This is a genomic window from Schaalia turicensis ACS-279-V-Col4 (assembly GCF_000296505.1).
Taxonomy (GTDB): Bacteria; Actinomycetota; Actinomycetes; order Actinomycetales; family Actinomycetaceae; genus Pauljensenia; species Pauljensenia turicensis_A.
The window spans coordinates 33,092-58,179 of record NZ_JH815210.1 but is presented as its reverse complement, the minus strand read 5'-3'; the positions used below and the strand labels follow the sequence as shown (position 1 = coordinate 58,179).

The following is a 25,088-nucleotide window of genomic DNA, read 5'->3' as shown; positions in this document are numbered from 1 at the left end:
CCAGCTCTTTCCTGGCAGATCCGAGTGCGAATTCCGAATCATTCGTTATGTGAAAATCTGTCATTTCACACCTGAAAAGCGCAGGTTTCCGGCGTTTCTCTACGAATGGAAAATGAGGTACGCCTAAGTTGTGAACATGTGTGCACAGGGGTTGAACAATGCAATCAAATGAGGGGAGGCAAGGCACTATTGAAGAGGCGAAGGGGCTAGCTGTGTGCAAGCCCGAAGCGAAAATGTGAAGGGAACGAATGGTGAAGACGATCAACACTGACGTTGTCGTCATTGGCGGTGGTTCCACCGGAGCCGGTGTTGTCCGTGACGTTGCAATGCGAGGGTTTAGAACCGTCCTCGTTGAACGATTCGACATCGCACAAGGTACCTCTGGCCGCTTCCATGGACTGCTCCACTCTGGTGGACGCTACATCGCGTCCGACCCCGAGTCAGCAACCGAGTGTGCAGAAGAAAACGAAATCGTTAAGCGCATCAACTCAAACGCAGTTGAAGCAACCGGTGGCCTGTTCGTGGTTACCTCGCAAGACGACGAAGAATACGCAGATAAATTCCTCGAGCGCGCTGCCGCGGCAAAAGTGCCGGCACAGGAAATCAGCGTCGCCGAGGCACTGAAGCGTGAGCCTCGTCTTGACCCCAAGCTCAAGCGTGCATTCGAGGTCCTCGACGGCTCCGTCGACGGCTGGCAGATGGTCTGGGGCGCAATCCGTTCCGCAGAGGCTTACGGCGCACAAGTGATGACCTACAACAAGGTCACAAAGATCGAACGCGAAGGTGACCGCATCAGCGCAGTCATCGTCCACAACGTTCGCACCGGCGAAGACACTCGCATCGAATGTCAGTTCGTTTTGAACTGTGGTGGCCCCTGGGCCGGTCAGATTGCCGCGATGGCTGACTGTCACGGCGTTGACGTCGTCCCCGGCGCCGGCATCATGATTGCAATGAACTTCCGCCTGACCCAGACGGTGCTCAATCGCTGCATCTGGCCAGCCGACGGCGACATCATCGTTCCTGACCACCCGGTGTGCATCATCGGCACGACGGACCTCAAGGCAGACGACCCGGACAAGCTGACGATCCCCGCCGATCAGGTTCAGCAGATGTTCGATGCTGGCGAAGCAATGGTTCCCGGCTTCCGCAAGGCTCGCGCGGTTCACGCGTGGGCAGGTGCCCGACCGCTGGTCAAGGATTCGCGTGTTGCAGCAACCGACACGCGCCACATGGCTCGTGGCATGTCGGTCATCGACCATAATTCGCGTGACGGCGTCTACGGCATGCTTACCATCGCCGGCGGCAAGCTCACGACCTACCGTCTGATGGCAGAGCGCATCGTCGACATCATGTGTGAAGAAATGGGCGAGAAACGCGAGTGCAAGACCGCCGGTGAAGCAGTCCCGACCGCATCGCCGAAGCTCTACACCATCGGCCACCGCCTACACGACATCGAGCACACGAACGCGGCCCCCAGCCACGATCAGATCATCTGCGAATGCGAACTGGTCACCCGCAAGATGCTCGAAGACACAATGGATGCTTTGCCGGGCGGTCAGCTTGATGACGTTCGTCGTCAGGTTCGCCTCGGCATGGGCCCCTGCCAGGGTGGCTTCTGCTCCCAGCGTGCAACCGGTATTGCTCACGAACGTGGGGATATCGATTCCGAGAAGGCAAACGAACTGTTCAAGACCTTCTTGAAGAACCGTTGGATTGGTCTATGGCCGATCACCTACGGCAAGCAGCTACGTCAGGCAGCGCTTGATAACTGGATTCATGAAGGCATGCTCGATGTCGAGCACCTGCCGATGGCGCAAGGCGAGCCTGGCGAGGAATTTGTCTTTCCTGCATCAGCTTCCGAGAATAAGGAGGACGCACGATGAGAGACGCCGTTGTTATTGGCGCTGGCCTTGCCGGTCTTACCGCAGCTCTTTATCTTGCTCGCGGTGGCGCTTCGGTCACGGTTGTAACGAAGGGGCTTGGCGGTTTGCAGCTTGGCCAGGGCACCGTCGATATTCTCGGATACTCCGAGTCTCGCGTGGATGCTCCGATCGCTCAGATCTCCGAGCACATTTCCTCGCGTCCGACGCACCCGTACACGCACTTCACTCCCGAGTTCATTGCTCACAGCGCGAACTGGTTGAAGGATGTCCTAGGTCCTGACCTTTTGGTTGGCGATCCCGAAAAGAACGTTGTGCTTCCGACCGCGATCGGTGCGCTCCGTCCGACGAGCCTGTACCAGCCCTCGATGGAAGCGGGTATTCCTGCAGACGGAGCCTCGTACCTGATCGTCGGTCTGCGTCGACTGAAGGATTTCTACCCGACCCTCGCTGCCGAAAACCTCTCGCGCCAGACCACACCGAATGGCGAACCGATCAAGGCGCGTTCGTTGATCGTTGACGTCGAGATGCGTGCAGACGAGGCCGATACGACCGGTACGAACCATGCGCGCACATTGGATCGATCCGAGAAGCGCACCAAGCTGGTTGAGGCCATCAAGCCTCACGTTCGCGAAGGTGAAATCATCGGCCTTCCCGCCGTGCTTGGTCTCGATGACCTGAACGCCTGGAAAGACATTGCTGACCAGCTCGGACACAAGGTCTTCGAGATCCCGATGCAACCGCCATCAATCCCCGGTATGCGTATGAACCAGGTCCTGACCGCTTTAGTGAAGGCTGAAGCGCGCTTCATTCTCGGGTCTGCCGTGAAGGGCATCGAAACTGACGGCCAGAATGTCACCGCCGTGACGATCGGGACCGCCGGTCACTCGACGCGCATCGAAACGAAGAATGTCATCCTCGCTGGTGGCGGTTTCGAATCCGGCGCACTCGATATGGATTCCTACGGGAAGGTCACCGAAACGATCCTCGGCCTGCCGGTTCTCGGCGCTGAGGGCCAGCTTCTCCACGGTGACTTCTGGGGTAGCGACCAGCCGATCTTCCTCGCCGGCCTTGACGTTGACGATGAGATGCACCCGCTGGACGCAGCCAAGAAGCCCGTCTACACCAACGTTTACGCAGCCGGCGGAAACCTGGCTGGCGCAACCCGTTGGCGCGAAAAGTCAGGTGAAGGCATTGCCCTTGCCTCCGCACTCCGCGCCGCCGATTCGATCCTTGGGAGCCTGAAGTGACCATCGAAGAAATGAACGTTCTTTCCCTGACCGACGAAAACTTCGGTCTGCGCTCCACCCTCGACTCCTGCGTCAAGTGCACGATCTGTGAAACCCAGTGTCCGGTCATGCGCGTGACCGATCTGTTCCCGGGCCCGAAGTACTCCGGCCCGCAGGCGGAGCGCTACCGCAAGGCAGGACAGATTGTCGATTCGTCGATCGATTACTGCTCGTCGTGTGGCACCTGCACGCTGGTCTGCCCGCAGGGCGTGAAGGTCACCGAGATGATCCACCACGCTCGCACCGACATGAAGAAGGAAAAGGGCATTCCGCTTCGCGATCACTTGATTGGTCGTACCGGCTTCATCGGTACCGTCATGACCCCGGTTGCTCCGATCGCGAACTGGGCGCTCGATGTTAAGCCGATCCGTATTGCCATGGAAAAAGTCATCGGCGTTCACCGTAGTGCACCGATGCCGAAGGCCGCTGGTCGCACCTTCGAAGGCTGGTTCAAGAAGCACACACCGCTGGAAGGTTCTGGCCGCAAGGGCCAGGTCATCTTCTTCCACGGTTGCGCAGGCCAGTACTTCGAGGTCGAAACGTCGATCCACTCGGTCCAGGTTCTCGAATACCTCGGGTACGAGGTTCTGGTTCCGCCACACGGTTGCTGTGGTTTGGCATTGCAGTCGAACGGCCTGTACGACGAGTCCCGCAAGTATGTCTCGAAGCTGACAAACGATCTGCGCAAGGCCAACCGCAACGCGCCGATTATCTCCGCTTCCGGTTCGTGCGCGGGCATGCTCCGCCATGAGGCAAACGAGATCCTCGAGATGAATACTCCGGAGCTGAAGGACGTGGGCTCGCGTATGTGGGACATTTGCGAATTCCTCATGCACCTGCACGAAAAGGGCGAGTTGGATCTGAACTTCCAGCCGATGGACATCACCATCCCTTACCACGCACCATGCCAGCTGAAGTCTCAGGGTCTCGGCCTGCCGGCTGTCGAACTGATGGAACTGATCCCCGGTGTGAAGGTCAAGGAATCGAACCAGCCTTGCTGCGGTATTGCTGGTACCTACGGCATGAAGAAGGAAAAGTACGACATTGCCCAGGCAGTCGGAAAGCCTGTCTTCGACTTCATCAAGCAGGTCAACGTTGAACTGGCCGCATGCGACACGGAAACGTGCCGTTGGCAGTTGCGCACCGCAACGGGTGCGAACGTTGTTCACCCGATCTGGCTGATCCACAAGGCGTACGGCTTGCATAGCTGAACGCTGAATACAGGCGAGTGAGGCGGTGCGAACCCACGTGGTTCGCACCGCCTCACTGCAATCAGGGCTTTATTTCCTTCAGATACGGCACCGTTTCTTCGTAGTGACGATACGATGAAAGACCACGCGACTTGAAGGAGGAGTCATGAACCCCCGTTGTGTCCGATCCTCGCAGACAACGCGAAAGCCACTAGTCGCCACCGCCCTTGTAGCGATAACAAGTCTGCTTTTAGCCGGTTGCGCAAGCTCAATGATGAGTTCTGACCCCAGTGGGGCGTCTGTGGGTCAGAACTACGAGTATGGCACCTCTACGAGCGAGGCAAGTAACTCAGACTCTGACTCTTCGTATGACTCGAACAGAGAATCGCAAGGAACAACGGTTGAAGCTCACGTGATCGTCACCGGTAATATGAGCCTCGATGTTGCTGATCCCGCTGAAGCGTTAGCTCATGCCTCCACTATCGTCACTGAAGCGGCTGGCTCAGTTGCTCATTCTTCCCTGCAGGGAGAATCGGATTCACCGTGGGGCTACGCAACATTCAAGATCCCAGCAAATAGCTTCGAAGAAACTCGTCAGAAGCTTGCAGAATTGGGGAAGGTCACTGATCAATCGACTGATACTGCCGATGCGGGGGCTGAAGTCGCTGACCTTGACGCTCGCATCACAGCGTTGGAAGCATCCATCGCCCGCCTTACCACTTTGATCGATCAGGCAGAGACTACAGCGGATCTCTTGGAAGCAGAACGCGAACTCACAAGTCGTCAGGAAGAACTCGACAGTCTGAAAGCGCAGCGCGCCTGGTATTCCGACCAAGTGTCGTATTCAACTCTTGAGGTTTCTTTCCATTCGACAGCGATCACTCCGGTTCCCTCAAGCTCGGCATGGGAAGAATCCTGGCAGGCGTTCTCTCAGGGAATCGCAGGACTTGTGTATGGACTGATCATGTTTGTCCCGTGGCTTATCGTGATTATTCCGATCACGCTATTTTTCGTGTGGCTATATCGCCGTAGAAGGGCTCGCCGGCGCGCACGAGGGGAGGCAACGCCTACCATGTCTACGGAAACTGAGCCCGAGGCTCAGGGGGATCCCGTTGCTCAGGCGACGAATACGCTGGTCGCACGCAACATGTGACCGGGAAGACTAACCGCTGACGTTGATCCCTCGCCGGAGGGATGTGAGGGACAAGCCACGTGGGCTGGCTCGGCTCTCAGTCGTAATTTCAGCTACGATAAACACCAACGTTGATCCGGCCTGCGCCACACGGCGCGGGGTATCACCGGGGAGTTTTCGGAAGAACCGGGCGCGCTCGCAGTGCGCCCACAGTAGAACCGAACGGGTGAGCCCGTTACAGCGAATAAAAGAAGCGGCTTTGCTCCTGCGGCGCGCACGCATCGGGGTGGTAGAGCAAGCGGGGTGGTACCGCGGGTCCCAGTGAAGCTGGTCCTCGTCCCTGTGAATCGAACAGACGAGGACAACAATGACGAAGCACGGCTTTTACCCGCGTCACCGCGACAACGAGGTGGACGCAAGCCCGTCCTTCCCGCAGATGGAAGGCGAAACCCTGGCCTTTTGGGCCGATAACGATACCTTCCGTAAGTCCATTGAGGCGCGCCCTGCTGGCGAAGGCGGTCAGAACGAGTTCGTGTTCTACGACGGCCCACCCTTTGCCAACGGGCTTCCGCACTACGGTCACCTTCTGACCGGCTACGTCAAGGACATTGTTGGTCGCTACCAGACGATGCTCGGCCACCGCGTTGAACGCCGTTTCGGCTGGGACACGCACGGTCTGCCCGCTGAACTCGAGGCGCAGCGTATCCTCGGCATCGAAGATGTCACTGAGATCACCCGCGAAGGTGGCCTCGGCATCGAGAAGTTCAACGAGGCCTGCCGTTCGTCTGTTCTTCGTTACACGAACGAGTGGGAAGACTATGTCACCCGCCAGGCTCGCTGGGTTGACTTCTCTAACGACTACAAGACGCTCGACCCGAACTACATGGAGTCGGTCATCTGGGCATTCAAGACTCTCTATGACAAGGATCTTGCCTACCAGGGCCACCGCGTTCTGCCGTACTGCTGGCACGACCGTACCCCGCTGTCCAACCATGAGCTCAAGATGGATGACGATGTCTACCAGGATCGTCAAGACAACACGGTCACCGTTGGTATGCGCCTCGAAGAGCCTCTTGTTGAGGGCTCTGACAAGGGTGAACTGGTCCTGATCTGGACTACGACCCCGTGGACCTTGCCGTCGAACGAAGCTGTCGCCGTTGGCCCGACCATCGACTACGTGGTCGTGCGCGTTCCGGCTGACCTCGAGTCCCCGGTTGCCGGCCAGGATGTCGTTGTCGCTCAGGGGCGTCTTGGCGCATACGCGAAGGAACTGGGCGAAGAACCGCAGATCGTGAAGACCTTCAAGGGGAGCGAGCTTGCGGGCAAGCATTACTTCCCGATCTTCGACTATTTCGACAACGCCGATCACCGCGCCAAGGGTGCGGCTCCCGGCCCGGACGGCTGGACGATCATCCCCGGCGATTACGTGTCGACGGAAGACGGCACCGGCCTGGTCCACATCGCACCCGCATTCGGTGAAGACGACATGTTCGTTTGCCAGGAACGCGGAATCCTACCGGTCATCCCGGTGGATGAAGGCGGTTGCTTCACGTCTGAAGTTCCCGACTACCAGGGCATGCAGGTGTTCGATGCGAATAAGCCGATCACCGTTGACCTGCGCGATGGTACTGGTCCGCTGGCCCGCGTTCCCGAAGAAAAGCGTGCCGTTCTGGTTCAGCAGAAGTCGTATGTTCACTCCTACCCGCACTGCTGGCGTTGCCGTAAGCCGCTGATCTACAAGGCTGTGTCCTCGTGGTTCGTGCGCGTCAGCGCTATCCGTGATCGCATGGTCGAACTCAACCAAGAGATCACCTGGGTTCCTGAGCACACCAAAGACGGCATCTTCGGAAACTGGCTTGCCGGCGCTCGCGACTGGTCGATCTCGCGTAACCGCTTCTGGGGTGCGCCGATCCCGGTCTGGCGTTCAGATGACCCGAACTACCCGCGTGAAGACGTCTACGGTTCTTTTAAGGAACTTGAGCGCGACTTCGGCGTGAAGGTGGATAACCTGCACCGCCCGTTCATCGATCAGCTGGTTCGCCCGAACCCGGATGATCCGACGGGCAAGTCGATGATGCGCCGTATCCCGGACGTTCTCGACTGCTGGTTCGAGTCTGGTTCTATGCCGTACGCGCAGGTTCACTACCCGTTCGAGAACCAGGAATGGTTCGAGTCGCACTACCCGGGCGACTTCATCGTCGAGTACATCGGCCAGACGCGTGGCTGGTTTTACACCCTGCACGTCCTGGCGACCGCTCTGTTCGACCGCCCGGCGTTCACGAACGTTGTCTCGCATGGCATCGTTCTGGGTGATGACGGCCGCAAGATGAGCAAGTCCCTGCGCAACTATCCGGACGTCAACGGCGTGTTCGACACCTACGGTTCGGATGCGATGCGTTGGTTCCTCATGAGCTCGCCTGTCGTCCGCGGTGGCAACCTCATAGTGACCGACACGGGTATCCGTGACACGGTTCGCCAGGTGCTACTGCCGATCTGGAATACCTACTACTTCTTCACTCTGTACGCGGGGGCAGCGAATGGGGGCAAGGGGTACGAGGCCACGGCCTGGGACCTCAACGACAAAGCGGTGGTTTCCAGCTTGTCGAAGATGGACCGCTACCTGCTGGCACGCACGCGCTCGCTCGCAGCCGATGTCAAGGCTGACTTGGATTGGTATGACATCGCGAAGGCATGCGAGCACGTCCGCGATTACCTGGATGTTCTGACGAACTGGTACGTGCGTACTCAGCGCCAGCGTTTCTGGGAGGAGGATTCGGCTGCGTTCAACACGCTGTACACCGCTCTTGTCCGTCTGTCTGAGATTGCAGCTCCGTTACTCCCGTTGCTCAGCGAGGAAATCTGGCGCGGTCTGACCGGTGGTGAGTCTGTCCACCTGGTTGACTTCCCGGTGATCTCGGATCTGGTTGCTGACGACGCACTGGTGTCTGCAATGGACGAGGTCCGCGACGTTGTGTCGACGGCACACGCCCTGCGTAAGAACCATCACCTGCGCGTTCGTCAGCCACTTGCCGGCATGACGATCGTCTCTGAGCAGGCGGGTGCGCTCGGCCAGTTCGCTGACCTTGTTGCATCCGAGGTCAACGTCAAGGACGTTCGCTTCCGAACGCCGGAAGAATCCGGTTTGCGTGCGAACATCGAACTGTCGCTGAACCCGCGCGCCTTTGCTCCCGAGCTCCGTAAGCTGACGTCTTTGCTGTTCAAGGCGCAGAAGTCGGGCGAGTGGACCGTGAACGAAGACGGTAGCTGTGTTTTTGCGACCGTCCAGCTTAATGGCCAGCCGGTTGTTCTGACCGGCGAGCAGTTCTTAGTGGCCACCACCGTGGACGCTGAAGAAGGCCAGGCGGCGGACGTCATGAGCAATGGCACGGTGGTCCTGCTTGATACAGAGCTGACCGCGGAGCTGGAAGCTGAAGGCTACGCACGTGACGTGATCCGCGCCGTGCAGGATGAGCGTAAGAACGCCGGCCTGCATATTGCTGACCGCATCACGCTGAACCTCGTTGTTCCTACTGATCGCGTGGACGCCGTGAACGCGCACACTGAAATGATCGCCCACGAAACGCTCGCCCTTCAGGTGAACGTGGAAGCCGGCGAGAAGCTCACGGTGAGCGTCGCAAAGCACTGATCATTTGATCGCGTGACTCGGGGCTGGGATCACATCACTACGAAGTGCTCCCAGCCCCGAACCGTATAAAATAGGCGGGTCGCTTTTTAACTGCGCGCACTTTCGATGCGCCGGGCAACATGTGCTCTGGAGGCCCTCATGTCGAACGATCACTCCGCATTCTTTGGCGATAGCGAGGAAGAAGCGGTTGCAGGCTCAATCCCTGCGGATCTGATTCCCTACCTTGAAGCGGCTGACGAGCCCGATGAGGTGGCATTGACTGACGTAACGGATCACGGGCAAGATGCCGAAGAGGCTGAACTGCAAACTGCTCTGCGGAACCTCGTCGAATCCTCCTTGCTACTTGGCCCCGATCCTTCGATTCTCGCCGAGCTGGAAGGCGATATCGACGAAGACTTTGCCGACGACGCCGAGGCAGCGCGCGCAGAACACGAAGAAGCTCTCGCGAAGGCTGCAGATTCGGTTGAGCTGGATGCTGCGGTGGCTCAGATCTACGAATCAATCGTCGAGCGCGCACCCGAACACGACATTGAGCCGAGCTTGGATCGCATCCGGATGCTGCTCGATATCCTGGGCGATCCGCAGAATACATTCCCGACCGTGCACATTACGGGTACGAACGGCAAGACATCGACCGCACGCATGATCGATGCGGTGCTGACTGCGTTCGGCGTGCGCGTCGGACGATTTACGTCTCCGCATTTGATTGATGTGCGTGAGCGAATAAGTATCGAAGGCATACCAATTTCCCGCGAAGCCTTTATCGCAGCCTGGAACGATATCGCGCCCTACGTCGAGATGGTCGACACGAAGTCGGTTGCTGACGGAGGAGTACGCCTGTCGTTTTTTGAGGTCTTTACTGCTCTAGCGTTGGCAGCGTTTGCGGATCACCCGGTCGATGCTGGCGTTATCGAGGTCGGCATGGGTGGAACGTGGGATGCCACGAACCTCATTGAGGCCGGCGTTTCTGTGATCATGCCGATCGATCTGGATCATACGAAGTGGCTGGGCTCCACGATCCGTGAAATCGCAGAAGAAAAGGCCGGGATTATCAAGCCCGGTCAGATTGTCGTGATCGCCGAGCAACCCGAAGAAGCACTAGAGGTCCTATTGGACCGCGCCCGCGAAGTCGATGCGATCGTCCGCCTTGAAGGCCGAGACTTCGAGCTCCTTGATCGCCAGATGGGTGTTGGCGGTCAGCTGGTTACTGTCCGCACTCCTTCCGCCACCTATACTGACGTTTTCGTTCCGCTCTTTGGCGAACATCAGGCTCACAACGCCGCGGCAGCTCTGGTTGGTGTCGAAGCGTTCATGGGCGGTCGCGCCTTGGATGCGAAGATCGTCGAAAATGGCATGATGACGGCGACTTCGCCGGGACGCCTGCAGGTTGTGCGCACATCCCCGACAATTCTTGTCGACGCTGCACATAATCCCGCAGGTGCTCGCGTCCTTGCCGATGCGCTTGACGATTCCTTCGCATTCGCTCACGTTGTCGGCGTCTATTCGGCGATGGGAGACAAGGACATCGAGTCCGTTCTGGCCGAAATGGAACCGCATCTGGATTCGATTGTCATCACCGAAATGCCCGGCGAACGTGCTGCGAATATCCAGCAATTGCGCGAAATTGCAATCGATGTCTTTGGTGAAGACAGGGTGGAAGTACGCGACAATCTTGGCGAAGCGGTCGATCGTGCGGCGACACTTGCTGAAGCCACCACTGACCCCGCAGACAAATGCGGCGTGGTCGTCTTTGGCTCGGTCGTTCTTGCAGGCCACATGCTTGATCTTGCTGGCATTCGTCCATAGGGGGCAGCGAGCCGTCTTTTTGCTAGTCGAGTAGCAAAAGTCGTGGCACCATAGTCCCAGAGCATGACCGCTCTGTTTTGATGCAAGGAGGCACGATGAAGAAGCTGGTCAATGACGTCCACAACGTCGTCAAGGAAACCCTCGAAGGGTTTGCTCTGGCGCATGCGGATATGGTGGAGGTTCACCTCGATCCCGATTTCGTTACCCGCGCAACCCCGAAGGCTAACGGCAAGGTCGGTCTGGTTTCCGGTGGTGGCTCTGGTCACGAACCGTTGCACGCAGGCTTTGTCGGCCTGGGCATGCTGGATGCTGCCGTTCCTGGCGCCGTTTTCACGTCCCCGACCCCGGATCCGATCCTCGAAGCCACAAAGGCTGCCGATCACGGTGCAGGCGTCCTGCACATCGTGAAGAACTACACCGGCGACGTCCTCAACTTCGAGACCGCCGCCGAAATGGCTGAAATGGAAGACATCGAGGTCCGTTCCGTTGTCGTCAATGATGACGTCGCGGTCGAAGACTCGCTGTACACTGCAGGCCGTCGTGGTGTTGCCGGCACCGTCTTTGTTGAGAAGCTTGCCGGTGCAGCTGCAGAACGTGGCGACGACCTTGACAAGGTCACCGAAATCGCTCAGCGTGTGAACGACGAGATGCGTTCCATGGGCCTCGCACTTGGCCCGTGCACGGTTCCTCACGCAGGCACCCCCTCCTTCGATCTTGGCGAAGACGAGATCGAGCTCGGTATCGGTATCCACGGTGAACCCGGTTACCGTCGAGGCAAGATGGAAACCGCTGACGCACTGGTGGAAGAGCTCTATATCAAGGTTCGTGATGACCTGAAGCTTGAAAAGGGCCAGCGTGTGATCACCCTGGTCAACGGAATGGGTGGCACACCTTCGTCCGAGCTCTACATTTGCCATCGTCGACTGGCTCAGCTGCTGGAAGCAGACAGCATTAAGATTGCTCGCACAATGGTGGGCAACTACGTGACCAGCCTTGAAATGCCTGGCGTTTCTGTCTCCCTGCTCCGTGTGGATGACGAAATGCTTGAACTGTTCGATGCGCCGGTGGCAACACCGGCATGGAAGTGAGGGACTAGATGGCGCTAGATACTGCATGGGCAATGCGCTGGATTGCGCTTACTCGCGTAGAGATTGGTGCTCAGCGTGAATACTTGATCGATCTGGACCGCCAGATCGGCGACGGTGATCATGGTGAGAACCTCGATCGTGGGTTCGGCAAAGTCATGGAAGCCTTCGAAGCAACGCCTCCGACTAGCGTTCAGGACTGCCTGAAGATCGTTGCGAAGACTCTGATGTCGACGGTCGGTGGGGCTGCTGGTCCTCTGTACGGAACAGCTTTCCTGCGCGCAGCAAAGGTTGCTGTCGACGAACCTCTGACCGCTGAAGCTGTTGCTGCCCTGATCGGCGGTGCTCTCGCTGGCATTCAGGCTCGTGGCAAGGCAGAGCGTGGCGAGAAGACCATGGTCGATGCCTGGGGTCCGGCGTATGACGCAGCTAAGGCTGCTGCAGAATCTGGCGCCACACCTGAACAGGTTCTGGCGGTTGCTTCCGAGGCCGCTCATAAGGGTGCTCTTGCCACTGAACCTCTTCAGGCAACCAAGGGTCGTGCTTCCTACCTGGGAGAGCGTTCCAAGGGACATCTTGATCCGGGTGCTGTGTCGTCCGCGATCATCCTTGCGAAGGCGCTTGAAGCAGCTGAGGTGGAATGATGGCGCGCGTTGCATTTGTCATCGCAAGCCATTCGGATCTTCTGGCTCGTGGCGTAGTCGAACTTGCCCGGCAGATGGCTCCCGAGGTTTTCTTCCAAGCCGCGGGTGGTACTGATGAGGGCGGGATCGGTACGTCCTTCGACAAGATTGACGCTGCTGTCAGCGCCTGCCTCGATGAGGTTGGCGATGGCGATGGTGCAGGTGTCTTGATCCTGACAGATCTTGGTTCAGCCACGATGACGGTTGAATCGGTTCTGGATTTTGCCGACGATCCCGATCATCTGAAGTTCATTGAAGCTCCGCTTGTTGAGGGTGCTGTCGCGGCTGCGGTGCGCGCTCAATTGGGTGATTGCCTGAATGACGTTGCCGATGCTGCGCGTAATGCGATCGGACCAATGATCGAGCTTCACTCTATGCATCAGGATCGCCAGACTTCTTCAGCTCCAACCGATGGTGTCACGGACACGGCAGTTGTTGCTGATCCGGTTGGTCTGCATGCTCGTCCGGCAGCTCTTCTGGCTCGTCTTGCAGCCACATTTGATGCCGAGATTCTTGTGAATGGAACAGATGCCGCTTCCGTTCTTGAAATCATGGCTCTCGGTGTGAAGCAGGGCGAAACGGTTGAACTGCGGGCTACTGGTCCGCAGGCAGCTGAGAGCATTGTTGCTCTCAAAGAGATGATCGAAAACGCTTCGTGATGCGGTGTGGCTGTGGTGGATATTCATCCGAGTACCGCCACAGCCACGTCGTGTGAACGATGATGCGATCATCGGTTACGATATTGATTCCTTGAACAACGTGTAATGAAAGGAGGGCGAATGCCAACTCCTGATCTGCTCGACCCGAATAAGGAACACACTCTGATCCTGGTCAAGCCCGATGGGTTTGCTCGCGGTCTGACCGGAGAGGTTCTGCGTCGCATCGAAGCGAAGGGCTATGTCCTGAAGGGCCTGAAGATTAAGAAGGCCTCTAGGGAACTCCTTGAAGAGCACTACGCGGAGCACCGTGAGCAACACTTTTTTAACGGAATGGTTGATTTCATGAGCTCGGGCCCGCTCGTTGCCGTCGTGGTTGAAGGTGACCGCGTGATTGAGGGTATGCGTATTCTCATGGGCACAACAAACCCGACCTTGGCTGCTCCTGGAACTATTCGAGGCGATCTTGGACGCGACTGGGGTTCGAACCACGTGGAGAACGTTGTTCACGGTTCAGATTCCCCGACTTCTGCTGAGCGTGAGATCGCACTGTGGTTCCCTGAACTGTGTTGCTGAGACTATCTTGTATGAGCGTGAACCTGTCCGAGGAGCACGCATCACATTATGAAAAAGTGGTGTTTGCATCTGCAGGCGCCACTTTTTCTTATTCTTCCCACAGTTTCCACGTATCCTTGACCCGTGCACTTAAAGAACCTGACGCTACGCGGGTTTAAGTCTTTCGCGTCTACGACGACGTTGAAGCTTGAACCCGGGATCACCTGTGTCGTGGGTCCGAACGGTTCGGGTAAGTCGAACGTTGTGGATGCACTTGCCTGGGTGATGGGCGAGCAGGGCGCGAAGAGCCTGCGTGGCTCTAACATGTCGGACGTTATTTTCGCCGGCACATCGGGACGTCCGGCTTTAGGACGTGCGCAGATTGATCTGACGATCGATAACTCAGATGGCGCTCTTCCCATCGAATACACGGAAGTAACGATCACCAGGACACTGTTCCGCGGTGGGGGCTCCGAATACGCAATTAACGGTTCACCTGCTCGACTGCTTGATATTCAAGAATTGCTGTCCGATACGGGCATGGGACGTCAGATGCACGTCATCGTGGGGCAGGGGCGCCTCGACTCGATCCTTCAAGCAACCCCGGAAGATCGTCGCGGGTTCATTGAAGAGGCTGCCGGTGTGCTGAAGCATCGCCGGCGTAAAGAGCGTGCGCTGAAGAAGCTCGCTGACATGGATCAGAATCTCGTGCGTGTTCTGGACCTGACTGAAGAGATCCGACGCCAGTTGGGTCCTCTTGCGCGCCAAGCGAAGCAGGCGCGCAAGGCCTCGTTGATCCAAGTACGAGTGCGAGACGCGAAAGCTCGCTTGCTCGCCGACGATCTTGTGAACGTGCGCGAGAAGCTTGAACGTCAGTCGCATATTGATACCCGTCTCGAAGAGCTGAAGCGTGCGCATGAAACCAAGATTGCGGATCTGCGGGCATCAATTGAGGAAAGCGAACGCAATCAAGAAGCTCGCGCTCGCAATGCGAATGACGTGACGCGAGTCTGGCAGGAAGCGACCAGCGTCCATGAGCGTGCGAAGACGACGCTCGCAATCTCTGCCGAGCGCGTCAAACAGTATTCGCGCCCCGAAGCTACACCGACGGGTGAAGACCCGGATGTCTTGGACCAGAGGGCATTAGCTGCTTCGAATGAGGACGGGGACCTTCTCCAGCGTGTTCAGCAAGCCCAACGTGAATTGAGTAGCCTCGTACGCGCCAAGGAACAAGCGGAAGACGAAGATCAACGCGCAGCCAAAGAACTCGCCAGGGTCAACGCACTCGTCGCTGACCATCGTGAGAAAGTGGCGCGCCTGACGGGTGATGTTGGGAGTGCTCACGCCCGATTGGAAGCCGGTGAAGCAGAAGCCGGTCGTGCTCGTAGCGCGCTCGAAGCTGCACTCGCGCGAGCTGAAGAAGCGAAGAAAGCCGTTGAGGACGCGCCCGAAGAATCGGGTGGCGATTTCGATGTGAGTCGCGCGCATGCGCAGGCGGGCATCCATCGTGATCAGGCACGAGCAAAAGTTGATGCCCTCCTTGCCGCTGAACGCGAAGCTCGCGCCGATCGTGCTCACTGGGAAGCGCGTCGTGATGCCCTGACCCAGCTTCTTGCGCGTGACGATGACACGGCTCACCTGCTCGATCGTGACCACGTGCTGGGTGCCGTCCAGGATTTCGTGAACGCCCGCCAAGGAACCGAGAACGCGATCGCGACGCTACTTGGCCCATTTGCGGACGCCGTCGTCATGGATTCCCTGGATTCTGCGCTCACTCAAGCGCGCGACGCCCAGGAGTCCAATAGTGGCCAGTTACGGATGATGATCGCGAATGGGGACGAGGTCGCGCCTGCCAAGCAGAAACTACCCGAGGGCCTGACGTGGGCGCGAGAGTGCGTGACACCAGACCCGAAAGTCGCAGCGAGCGTTTCAGCCTTGCTTTGTGGCGCAGTAGTTGCCAACGATCTTGATGCTGCCCAACGTGGCATTGCGATCGACACAGTGGACGTTGCCGTTACATTGAGCGGAACAATGGTGACTCGTTCAGGTGTTATAGCAGCCGGACAGACAGCCGACTCATTACTTGCCATCAAAGCCCAACACGAAGCAGCCGCTACGAAGGCCGAGGCAGCACAACACACGTGCGATGCCCTCTCTGATGAACTCACGGCAGCGAATACTGCGCTGGACCTGGCAATACGCGGAGCGAACGAAGCCCTGAAAGCTCTGCGTGCCCACGACGCCCTGCAGGCTGAACGCGCTCAAAAGACTGCACGACTCCAGTCCGCGCTCGCAGCCAGTGAAGCTGAGGTAGGCCGTGGACGAGAAGCGCTCAAACGTGCCGAGGATCATGTCGAATGGGCTAAAGAACGCGTTGAAGAAGCGCGATCGAAAGTCGAAACACTGTCGGAGAGTCCCTCTGAAGACGTCGACGCAGCGCGCGATAAAGCTGAGGGTGCTGCCAGAACGGCGAAAGAAGCCCGTGAAGCGGAAACCTCAGCGCGCCTGGCATTGCGAGCATTAGAAGAACAATCCAGGCAGGCTGGCGCGCGTGCCCGAAACCTTCGCCAGGCAGCAGCAAAAGAGCGCGAAGAGCGTGGCCGTTATGCGAAGCGCGAAGCTCAACGCCAGGTTGCGTTGCGTGCTGCAACGGAGATTGAGGCCGACGCGCGTCAGGCAGTGAACGAGGCTGCCCAGCTACTTGCTATCGCCTCGGCCCGCCAGACGGCGGTTGCTGAAGAAACTCGGCAGGAAAATGAGCGCGTTGGTGCCCTGCGCTTGGCCGTGGATGAAGAAATGAAGCGCCTAGCCGACGTTACTGGCGAGGTTCAACGTGACGAAATTGCGCGCACTCAACTGGAATTGCAAGCGAGTGATGTTGAGCGTCGAGCAATGGAAGAGCTTGCGCTCGATGCTGACACTTTGATTGAAGAATACGGACCCCATACCCTGGTACCCGTTTTCCCATCGGACCCGGATGAAGAAGTCAGCGAAGAAGGCCAGCCTTTTGTTCGAAGCGAACAAGAAAAGGCTTTTGAGAAAGCTTCAAACGAGCTGGTGCGCCTGGGGCGCGTGAACCCCCTGGCTTTGGAAGAACACGATGCTCTGGCTGCTCGTCATGCATTCTTGATGGAACAGGTAAAAGACCTCAAAGAATCAAAAGCCGATCTGATGAGCATCATTACCGATGTGGATCGACTGGTTGAAGAAGCATTCGTTTCCGCATTTGAAGACACGAAGAAACAGTTCGCGCACACCTTTGACGTTTTGTTCCCCGGCGGTACAGGTGATCTGATTTTGACCGACCCAGATTCGCCTTTGACCACGGGCATTGAAATTGAAGCTCGCCCCGCCGGCAAGAAGGTCAAGCGAATGAGTTTGCTGTCGGGTGGTGAACGCTCACTCGCAGCTATTGCTTTCCTCGTCGCGATCTTTAAAGCTCGTCCATCTCCGTTCTACGTGATGGACGAAGTTGAAGCCGCACTCGACGACGTGAACTTGTCGCGTCTTCTGGCAATCTTTAAAGAGCTACGTGAAGAATCTCAGCTGATCGTGATCACGCACCAGAAACGCACTATGGAGATCGCCGATGCTCTCTATGGCGTCTCGATGCGTGATGGTGTGACAGGAGTTGTTTCCCAGCGTCTTGCGCGCTCATAATGCCGTGTTAGTTTGAGAAACCCGTGTCCGCATCTTTATGTTTTCTGCCCGCGCGATAACAAAGACAATGGGTACGCCAGATGGCGTACCCATTGTCTATTCAGTAGTCGTGGCGTGGTCAAAGAGAACCGAGACAGCAGATGATCAGTTGTCCTTGTTCAGGAAGTGACGTTCGTCGAGGATCGAGGCGCCCGACAGCATAAGGGCGTCAAGGTTTTGCGTCGCGTGGTGGGCGCAGAAGAACAGTTGGAAGCCGGATGGCATCGTGGCACGCAGCCACGCCTTCGCGCCACACTTGTCGCAACGGTCGGCGGCGTTGAGAACCGGGGCCGTTGAGGTTTCTGGCTGAAGTGAAAGCGTTGTCATGTTTCAATCACACACTAAAGAGTCGGTAATGTCGCGTTCAAAAGCGATTGTTCACCCTCGGCGCAATCCGTACGCGAGTGTGCTCATCATGCGAGCAAGTGGAACACGCGTCATCTGGAAGAATACGGCGAGGTGAAATGGCGCTCATTCAATGATTCTTTAAGATAAGCGGGTGACTTCTTCATCTGACTATTCGGCACGGCACCTCAGCGTCCTTGAAGGACTGGAAGCTGTTCGTAAGCGCCCCGGCATGTACATCGGTTCCACGGACCACCGCGGTTTGATGCACTGTCTCTGGGAAATTATCGACAATGCCGTTGACGAGGCTCTTGAAGGTCACTGCGACACGATCAATGTGCGCCTGCACCCTGACTATTCTGCGTCGGTGGCTGACAACGGTCGAGGTATTCCGGTTGACGAGGTCCCCGGTGTCGGTTTGTCAGGCGTCGAGGTCGTGTACACGAAGCTTCACGCTGGTGGTAAGTTCGGTGGCGGTTCCTATGCGTCATCGGGTGGTCTGCACGGCGTGGGTGCGTCCGTTGTGAACGCGCTGTCCGCGCGTCTTGACGTGCAGGTTGACCGCGGCTCAAAGACATGGGAAATGTGTTTCCGTCGCGGTGAGCCCGGCGAATTCGACGATTCGAAGCAACGCACCCCGAATTCACCGTTCACTCCGTTTGAAGAATCCTCGCAGCTGAAAACCGTTGGCAAGGTAAAGAAGAATGTCACCGGTACACGCGTGCGTTTCTGGGCTGACTTTCAGATCTTCCCGTCAACCGAAGGATTCTCATGGGAAGCTTTGTGTGCGCGTGCACGCCAGACCGCATTCCTTGTTCCCGGCCTGACCATCAACTGCTGGGATGAGCGCGCAGAAGAAGAGCTTCACGAGTCATTCCGCTACGACGGTGGCGTCGTTGACTTTACGAACTGGCTGGCCAGCGATGGTCCTGTGACTGACACGTGGCATATTCAAGGTGAAGGAACCTTCACCGAAACCGTTCAGGCACTCGATCCGTCAACGGGACACCTCGCTGCGACCGAAGTGGAACGCACGTGCCAGGTGGATTGCGCCTTGCGATGGGGGATTGGCTACGATACTTCACTGCAGTCATTCGTCAACATTATTGCGACCCCGAAGGGTGGCACACACGTTGCCGGTTTCGAGCAGGCTGTCTTGAAGGTGTTGCGCGCGCAGATTGATAAGAACGCGCGCAAGTTGAAGGTGGGTACCAAAGATGGGCGTCCCGAAAAGGATGATGTCCAAGCCGGTCTGACTGCCGTTGTCACCGTCCGTTTCCCCGAACCGCAGTTTGAGGGGCAGACCAAGGAAATCCTGGGTACACCACAAGTCCGTACGGTCGTGTCTCGCGTTGTCACCGACTGGCTGAATGCGAAGTTTAATTCCTCAAAGCGCGACGACAAACAGCAGACGTCTTCGCTGATGGAAAAGGTTGTCGGCGAAATGAAAGCGCGTGTTTCAGCGCGTATTCACAAGGAAATTTCGCGTAAGAAGAATGCGCTTGAAACATCCTCTCTGCCCGCGAAGCTCGCAGACTGCCGAATGGAAGATGTCTTAGAAACCGAACTGTTCATCGTCGAGGGTGACTCGGCACTGGGCACGGCAAAGGCGGCACGCAACAGCCAGTATCAGGCGCTCTTCCCGATTCGAGGCAAGATCCTGAACGTCCAAAAGGCATCGACAGCGGATATGCTGGCGAACGCGGAATGCGCGAACATTATCCAGGTCATTGGTGCAGGATCAGGTCGAACTTTCGATCTTGATTCCGCCCGCTACGGCAAGGTTATTTTGATGACCGATGCTGACGTCGATGGCGCGCATATTCGCACGTTGTTGCTCACCCTGTTCTTCCGCTATATGCGCCCCATGGTCGAAGCTGGCCGAATTTACGCTGCTGTTCCACCGTTGCACCGCATTGAAGTGAGCGCTAAGGGACGCAAGCCTCGCGAACTGATTTACACGTATTCCGAAGATGAACTCCACAAGAAGCTTGCTCAACTGCGTAAGGCGGGGCGGACATGGAAAGAACCGATCCAGCGCTACAAGGGCCTGGGTGAGATGGACGCGGACCAGTTGGCTGAAACCACCATGGATCGCGCGCATCGTTCCTTGCGACGCATCACCCTTGATGATGAAGACGCTTTGCGCGAAGCAGAAGATGTGTTCGAACTGCTGATGGGTTCCACGGTGGGACCGCGTAAGGATTTCATTGTCGAAGGATCCTCTGGCATCGACCGCATGCGCATCGACGCCTGAAAACTCCCTGTCGCCCCATCGTGTTGGGCCTCGTCTTTTCGCACCGTGTGTATTGAGCACCTGGCCGCTGAGACCTAGCGCAGAACCTTCCCGCGTATGTGACCAAAGACCCGATGCGCACGTACACTAGGATCTATGACTGGACTTGCGCAACGTTTGAAGCCACCAGCCTCAGTTTCGTATCCGGGCACCCACATCGGATTGAGGTGGCGTTCGATGATCGCCTCCGACGCTCCGGGTGTTTATGACGTGATTCGTCAGGTTGAGGCTGCTGATGAGATGCATCATCGTATGAGTGCATCCGACATCGCCGACATGGTGGAAGGTCGCACGCAAGATTTCTGGATCGATGCGCTTGTCGGTATCGATTCAGACAATCGTATTTGCGCAGTCGCAGCCGTTCGAGTCCTCACTTCGCTCTCAGATCATGCTGCCGCCGAGGTCAACGCCTACATTCATCCGCATTGGCGTGGACGTGGATTGGGCCGAGCTCTCCTCTACTGGCAAGATGGCCGTGCCCGTCAAATGCTGGTCGAAACATTCGGAGCGGACTCGAAGGTCCCCGCATCAATTTTCAACGTCGTTGATGCCCACATGACGGATCGTCGTCGTTTGTATATTGCGGCGGGCTTCTACGCGAAGGCTACGTTCCAAGTGATGTACCGCGAGCTTCTAGGGGCTGAAAAGGCTCGGAAGCCTCGCCACGGCTATTCGATCATTCCGTGGTCCGATGTTGATATGGGGAGCGCGAAAGCACTGTACTTGCGTTCTTTCGCTGAGCACACCCTGCCCTACTTGCACGAGGCCTGGTGGGAAGAATCTACCTCGAATTTGGATCCTCGCTGGTCGTTCGGAGCAGTATCTGAGCAGGGTGAGCTGGCTGGCTGTTTCGTCGTGGGACGCCCCGTTGAACGGTGGGCCGCGACCGGTAAGACAGAGGCATACGCGGAACTTCTGGCCGTTGATCAATCGCATCGTGGGCACGGGCTTTCAACCGCGTTGATTGGTGCAGCGGTGGCGGCGGCCGCTGAATCGGGAATGTCCAGGATCGGATTGGATGTGGATACGAAGAATACGTCGAATGCCCATGCCATCTACGAGCACCTCGGTTTCCTTGACGGGCCCGCGCAGGTTTTCTATTCGATTGACCAATAAGGTGTCCTGCGGGTTAGCGTGCCCGTGGGCGAATACGGGGACGTGAATATCTCACAATCTGGTGTTGACAAGAAAGGACGCGCATGGCTGACAATGCGTTGACGGGTGAAATCCCGCTGGCTCGTCGTACAGGCGCATCCGACGACGTGCCATTCCCGCCGTCCCATCATGGGATTGTCTGGGAAGAGCTCAGCATGAATCGCCTGCATGAATTGGCGACGCTGATTGCGCGCATGGAAGCGCAGGATAATCCTCCATATCGCACCAGTGTCGACGAAGTCGAAGAGATGCTGTCGGCTGAAGGCTGGCGTGGGCTGGCCGGTATGACGACTCGTGGTATCGCGAAGGGACGCATGGTCGCTTACGGTCGCGTTGCAATGCGCCAGAGTGGTCGTGTGGAGTGCCTGTGCGACGGAGGCGTTGACCCGTCGTTCCGTCGCATTGGCTTGGGCAGTTCGCTGGTTGAATGGCAGGAAGCAGTTTCGCGTCAGATGCTTGCTACAGCGGAGACGGATGCGCCGGCTCAGATCACCATGCTTGTCGAGGCGGGTGAAAATGAGCTGGAAGAGCAGCTTCAGTTGCGTGGCTTCCACTGGACCCGTTCGTACTATGAACTTCGTGCGGATCTGTCCCAGATTCCTCCGACTCCGGATCTTGGCCGTTATTTGACGATTGAACCTTGGTCGGATGAGTGGGATGAACCGGCGCGTCACGCCGCGAATCGGCTCTCCGAGATTGAGTGGGGTAGTCCTGCCCTCACTCGTGAACAGTGGCTGATGGGACGTACTTCTTTCGTCCCGCAGTGGTCGTTCGTTGCCGTGGACCGCAGGGGTGACCGTCCGTGCGTGGTTGGTTTCCTCCTTGCCTCGAAGTACGTCCAGGACTGGGTTGCTCTTGGTTGGCGCGAAGGCTATATCGACCAGATGGGTGTCTTGGAAGAGGCGCGTTCGTATCGCGTCGTCGATGCCCTGATTACGTCGTCGATGCGCGCGATGGCAGCCGATGGGATGGATCGTATCGGCGCTGGGCTCGGAAGCGCGAATCATTCCAGAGCGCTTGCCGTCTACGATTATTTGGGTTTTGCGACGGTGGGTCAGACGCGCTTGTACGCGATCGATGTGTGACGAGGCCGCGCCGGCACTTTCGCGCCGGCGCGAACCGTTGTAGCGCCTTAGCCGATGAGGGTGATTGGAAGAACCACGGGAGTACCTGACCCATCGCGACGTTCGTCAACGTCGGGCAAGTCAACGGGGGAGCCATCAGCTGAGGCGCCTCGAGGTCGACGGTCACCCACCCACGCCAAGTCAATGCGATCCTCACCGCGCAGGAAACGCTGGGCGCGGACGCCTTGACCACCGCGACCCTTGACCGGGTAGAGTTCCAGCGGAGTTACCTTAGCGGTCGTCTGACCCGTTCCCGGCAGTGCTCCTTCAGCTGCTGCGACGGTGACGACGAAGGAGTCTGATGATACTGACAGAGCCCAGAATCCGAGTGCTTGGGCACCATCGTTAAGCTTCATACCAGCCATACCAGCGGCGGTGCGACCCTGCGGTCGTACCTTCGATGCCGGCGTACGAAGAAGCTGCGCGTCGGTTGAAACAAAGACAAGATCGTAGTCGTCGGCACACGGTCCGAAACCAACTAGACGATCACCGTCATCCAGTGTGATGACTTCCCATTCGTCACGGGCAAGTACATCCGGCTTCAAGCGCTTCACGGTGCCGTGGACAGTACCCATCGCATACACCTGGTCTGATGCGGGATCAAGCAAACCGATCGCGGGAGAATTCGTGTGCAAGAGCAGAGATGCGGGCGTGGCTGCGGCCAGCGACAATCCTGTATCGAAGCGGGGGAGCGCGGGTAGGTCCACGACCTCTATGCGGTGAGCAACACCGTCTGCTGTAACAACCGCGATCTGAGAACGTGCGGTCGACGACAATTGTGCTATCCACCCGTCGTGGCTGGCACGAGGCCCCGGTTCTAGCGGGTCTCCGCCTTCAATTCGAGCCAGACCACCGTTCGATGACAGCACAACGACGCACGGGTCATCAGGGATCTGCAGGTCCATTCCCTTGCCGGACTTCGATGTGGCCGGCAACGTAGCAGCCAAGGCGGCGCCACTCGTCGCCTCGTTCCCCGATTCGGCTCCGGCAGACGACAGCAGCAGAGTCCGCCGGGGAGTAGCCAGACGCTGAGCAACATCGCGCAACTCAGAGATGACCAGGCCTCGCAACATCACCGGATCGGAAAGAATCTCTTCAAGGTGTGCGATCGTTGCGTGGAGTTCATCGCGTTCGTTCTCTAGCTCGATGCGCGAGAACTTGGTCAAGCGACGCAGGCGGAGCTCCAGAATGTAGTTCGCCTGAATATCGGTCAGGTCGAAGGCAATCTTCAGTCGTTCGCGAGCGGTTTCCACGTCGAAAGACGAACGAATAATCGCAATGACGTCATCAATATCGAGGACTGCGATCAACAAACCTTCAACCAGGTGAAGGCGATCCTGAGCCTTACCCAGACGGAACTTCGTGCGTCGCGTTGTCACGTCAAGACGGTGGTTGACGAATACGCTCAGCATGTCTTTCAAACCGAGGGTACGAGGCTGACCATTGACGAGGGCAACGGCGTTGATCGAGAAGGAATCTTCAAGAGGTGTGCGCTTGTACAGCTGTTGCAGGACCGCTTCGGGGTTGAAACCGTTCTTGATTTCGATGACCAAACGCAGGCCGTGGATACGGTCAGTCAGGTTCTGAACCGACGAAATACCCTTCAGCCGCCCGGCGTTAACGTTTTCCTTGATCTTTTCGATGACCTTTTCGGGGCCGACCATGTAGGGCAGTTCGGTGACGATCAACCCCATCTTGCGTGCGCTGACGCGTTCGACTCCGACCTTTGCGCGAGTCTTGAAAGCACCGCGACCAGTTTCGTAGGCGTCTTTGATTCCATCGAGTCCGACGATGACGCCACCTTCAGGCAGGTCAGGCCCGGGCACGAAACGCATCAGGTCGGCGACGGTGGCATCCGGATGCTCAATCAGGTGAATGGACGCTGCGATTGTTTCAGCAAGATTGTGCGGGGCAATATTCGTTGCCATACCAACAGCAATACCGGAAGCGCCGTTGACCAGAAGCTGGGGGAATGCCGCTGGGAGTACCTCGGGTTGCATGAACTGGTTGTCGTAGTTCGGCACGAATTCAACCGTGTCTTCATCCAAACCGGTGACAAGATCCAACGCGGAGGGAGCCATGCGGGCTTCGGTGTAACGCGCGGCTGCGGGGCCGTCATCAAGAGAGCCAAAGTTGCCGTGTCCGTCGACTAGGGGAAGACGCAGGTTGAACGGCTGAGCGAGGCGCACGAGAGCCTCGTAAATTGCCGAGTCACCGTGCGGGTGAAGCTTGCCCATAACCTCGCCGACAACACGCTGGGATTTCACGTGGCCCTTGTCGGGGCGAAGTCCCATCTGATCCATCTGGAACAGGATGCGTCGTTGCACGGGCTTGAGGCCATCGCGTGCGTCTGGGAGTGCGCGAGCGTAGATGACAGAGACGGCGTATTCCAAGAAGGAGGTTCGCATCTCTTCGGAGACATTGATTTCACTGATGTCTTCGTCCGCAACGGGCAGTGGTTCTACGAGGTCCTTCTTAGCCATATTCGCGATTATCACGGGCGAAAGAACCTCTGTTCGACTCCCACGCCGAACGCGGGCACAATTA

Annotated in this window: 16 protein-coding genes; 14 read left to right on the top strand and 2 right to left on the bottom strand. The window is 57.7% G+C overall.

The features are described 5' to 3' along the window. The first annotated feature begins 251 nt into the window (after nt 1–251). The 11 genes from glpA (at nt 252) to smc (ending at nt 17,582) form a co-directional block, all read left to right on the top strand. Nucleotides 252–1,883, top strand: a complete 1,632-nt coding sequence (glpA, locus tag HMPREF9241_RS07045; RefSeq protein WP_050998826.1) for an anaerobic glycerol-3-phosphate dehydrogenase subunit GlpA — start codon at nt 252–254, stop codon at nt 1,881–1,883. Beyond that, the gene (glpB, locus tag HMPREF9241_RS07040) at nt 1,880–3,130 is read left to right on the top strand and encodes a glycerol-3-phosphate dehydrogenase subunit GlpB (RefSeq protein ID WP_006681594.1); all 1,251 of its coding nucleotides are present in this window, start codon (nt 1,880–1,882) and stop codon (nt 3,128–3,130) included. Before glpA ends, glpB begins: the two co-directional genes overlap by 4 nt. Before the next feature lie 11 nt (nt 3,131–3,141). Then, nucleotides 3,142–4,380 carry an anaerobic glycerol-3-phosphate dehydrogenase subunit C gene (locus HMPREF9241_RS07035; RefSeq protein ID WP_050998825.1) on the top strand — a complete coding sequence of 413 codons (1,239 nt, stop codon included), beginning with the start codon at nt 3,142–3,144 and terminating at the stop codon, nt 4,378–4,380. A gap of 145 nt (nt 4,381–4,525) precedes the next feature. Further along, entirely contained in the window at nt 4,526–5,512 is a 987-nt protein-coding gene (locus HMPREF9241_RS08800; RefSeq protein ID WP_006681592.1) for a DUF4349 domain-containing protein, read from the top strand. Between the two features lie 346 nt (nt 5,513–5,858). Beyond that, nucleotides 5,859–9,137, top strand: coding sequence for an isoleucine--tRNA ligase (ileS, locus tag HMPREF9241_RS07025; protein WP_006681591.1), 3,279 nt, complete (start codon nt 5,859–5,861; stop codon nt 9,135–9,137). Nucleotides 9,138–9,275: 138 nt separating this feature from the next. Next, nucleotides 9,276–10,943 carry a bifunctional folylpolyglutamate synthase/dihydrofolate synthase gene (locus HMPREF9241_RS07020; protein ID WP_006681590.1) on the top strand — a complete coding sequence of 556 codons (1,668 nt, stop codon included), beginning with the start codon at nt 9,276–9,278 and terminating at the stop codon, nt 10,941–10,943. 95 nt (nt 10,944–11,038) lie between these two features. Continuing rightward, nucleotides 11,039–12,031, top strand: coding sequence for a dihydroxyacetone kinase subunit DhaK (gene dhaK, locus HMPREF9241_RS07015; RefSeq protein WP_006681589.1), 993 nt, complete (start codon nt 11,039–11,041; stop codon nt 12,029–12,031). Between the two features lie 8 nt (nt 12,032–12,039). Further along, nucleotides 12,040–12,672: a dihydroxyacetone kinase subunit DhaL gene (gene dhaL / locus HMPREF9241_RS07010; RefSeq protein ID WP_006681588.1), complete on the top strand. Its 633-nt coding sequence runs from the start codon at nt 12,040–12,042 to the stop codon at nt 12,670–12,672. Then, nucleotides 12,669–13,370: a dihydroxyacetone kinase phosphoryl donor subunit DhaM gene (dhaM, locus tag HMPREF9241_RS07005; protein ID WP_040318674.1), complete on the top strand. Its 702-nt coding sequence runs from the start codon at nt 12,669–12,671 to the stop codon at nt 13,368–13,370. Before dhaL ends, dhaM begins: the two co-directional genes overlap by 4 nt. Nucleotides 13,371–13,490: 120 nt before the next feature. Next, on the top strand, nt 13,491–13,943 hold the full coding sequence (gene ndk, locus HMPREF9241_RS07000) for a nucleoside-diphosphate kinase (RefSeq protein ID WP_006681586.1): 453 nt from the start codon (nt 13,491–13,493) through the stop codon (nt 13,941–13,943). A 123-nt stretch (nt 13,944–14,066) separates the two neighbouring features. Then, nucleotides 14,067–17,582 carry a chromosome segregation protein SMC gene (gene smc / locus HMPREF9241_RS06995; protein WP_006681585.1) on the top strand — a complete coding sequence of 1,172 codons (3,516 nt, stop codon included), beginning with the start codon at nt 14,067–14,069 and terminating at the stop codon, nt 17,580–17,582. A 144-nt stretch (nt 17,583–17,726) separates the two neighbouring features. On the opposite strand, the gene HMPREF9241_RS06990 is transcribed toward smc, so the two are convergent. Further along, on the bottom strand, nt 17,727–17,948 hold the full coding sequence (locus HMPREF9241_RS06990; RefSeq protein WP_006681584.1) for a DUF7455 domain-containing protein: 222 nt from the start codon (nt 17,946–17,948) through the stop codon (nt 17,727–17,729). A 172-nt stretch (nt 17,949–18,120) separates the two neighbouring features. Here HMPREF9241_RS06990 and HMPREF9241_RS06985 point away from each other — a divergent pair, with 172 nt between their 5' ends. From HMPREF9241_RS06985 to HMPREF9241_RS06975, 3 genes are all read left to right on the top strand, one after another. Beyond that, entirely contained in the window at nt 18,121–20,223 is a 2,103-nt protein-coding gene (locus HMPREF9241_RS06985) for a DNA gyrase/topoisomerase IV subunit B (RefSeq protein ID WP_006681583.1), read from the top strand. A 216-nt stretch (nt 20,224–20,439) separates the two neighbouring features. After that, nucleotides 20,440–21,378: a GNAT family N-acetyltransferase gene (locus HMPREF9241_RS06980; protein WP_006681582.1), complete on the top strand. Its 939-nt coding sequence runs from the start codon at nt 20,440–20,442 to the stop codon at nt 21,376–21,378. Nucleotides 21,379–21,461: 83 nt separating this feature from the next. After that, a complete protein-coding gene (locus HMPREF9241_RS06975; RefSeq protein ID WP_006681581.1) occupies nt 21,462–22,502 on the top strand; it encodes a GNAT family protein in 1,041 nt (346 codons plus the stop codon). A gap of 47 nt (nt 22,503–22,549) precedes the next feature. Here the strand turns inward: HMPREF9241_RS06975 and HMPREF9241_RS06970 are convergent, their stop codons facing one another. Next, nucleotides 22,550–25,024, bottom strand: a complete 2,475-nt coding sequence (locus HMPREF9241_RS06970; protein WP_006681580.1) for a DNA gyrase/topoisomerase IV subunit A — start codon at nt 25,022–25,024, stop codon at nt 22,550–22,552. Nucleotides 25,025–25,088 lie beyond the last annotated feature (64 nt).

Coding starts and splice junctions, on each gene's coding strand:
- glpB (WP_006681594.1), top strand. CDS start 1,880: ATGAGAGACGCCGTTGTTATTGGCGCTGGCCTTGCCGGTCTTACCGCA.
- HMPREF9241_RS07035 (WP_050998825.1), top strand. CDS start 3,142: ATGAACGTTCTTTCCCTGACCGACGAAAACTTCGGTCTGCGCTCCACC.
- HMPREF9241_RS08800 (WP_006681592.1), top strand. CDS start 4,526: ATGAACCCCCGTTGTGTCCGATCCTCGCAGACAACGCGAAAGCCACTA.
- ileS (WP_006681591.1), top strand. CDS start 5,859: ATGACGAAGCACGGCTTTTACCCGCGTCACCGCGACAACGAGGTGGAC.
- HMPREF9241_RS07020 (WP_006681590.1), top strand. CDS start 9,276: ATGTCGAACGATCACTCCGCATTCTTTGGCGATAGCGAGGAAGAAGCG.
- dhaK (WP_006681589.1), top strand. CDS start 11,039: ATGAAGAAGCTGGTCAATGACGTCCACAACGTCGTCAAGGAAACCCTC.
- dhaL (WP_006681588.1), top strand. CDS start 12,040: ATGGCGCTAGATACTGCATGGGCAATGCGCTGGATTGCGCTTACTCGC.
- dhaM (WP_040318674.1), top strand. CDS start 12,669: ATGATGGCGCGCGTTGCATTTGTCATCGCAAGCCATTCGGATCTTCTG.
- ndk (WP_006681586.1), top strand. CDS start 13,491: ATGCCAACTCCTGATCTGCTCGACCCGAATAAGGAACACACTCTGATC.
- HMPREF9241_RS06990 (WP_006681584.1), bottom strand. CDS start 17,948: ATGACAACGCTTTCACTTCAGCCAGAAACCTCAACGGCCCCGGTTCTC.
- HMPREF9241_RS06980 (WP_006681582.1), top strand. CDS start 20,440: ATGATCGCCTCCGACGCTCCGGGTGTTTATGACGTGATTCGTCAGGTT.
- HMPREF9241_RS06975 (WP_006681581.1), top strand. CDS start 21,462: ATGGCTGACAATGCGTTGACGGGTGAAATCCCGCTGGCTCGTCGTACA.
- HMPREF9241_RS06970 (WP_006681580.1), bottom strand. CDS start 25,024: ATGGCTAAGAAGGACCTCGTAGAACCACTGCCCGTTGCGGACGAAGAC.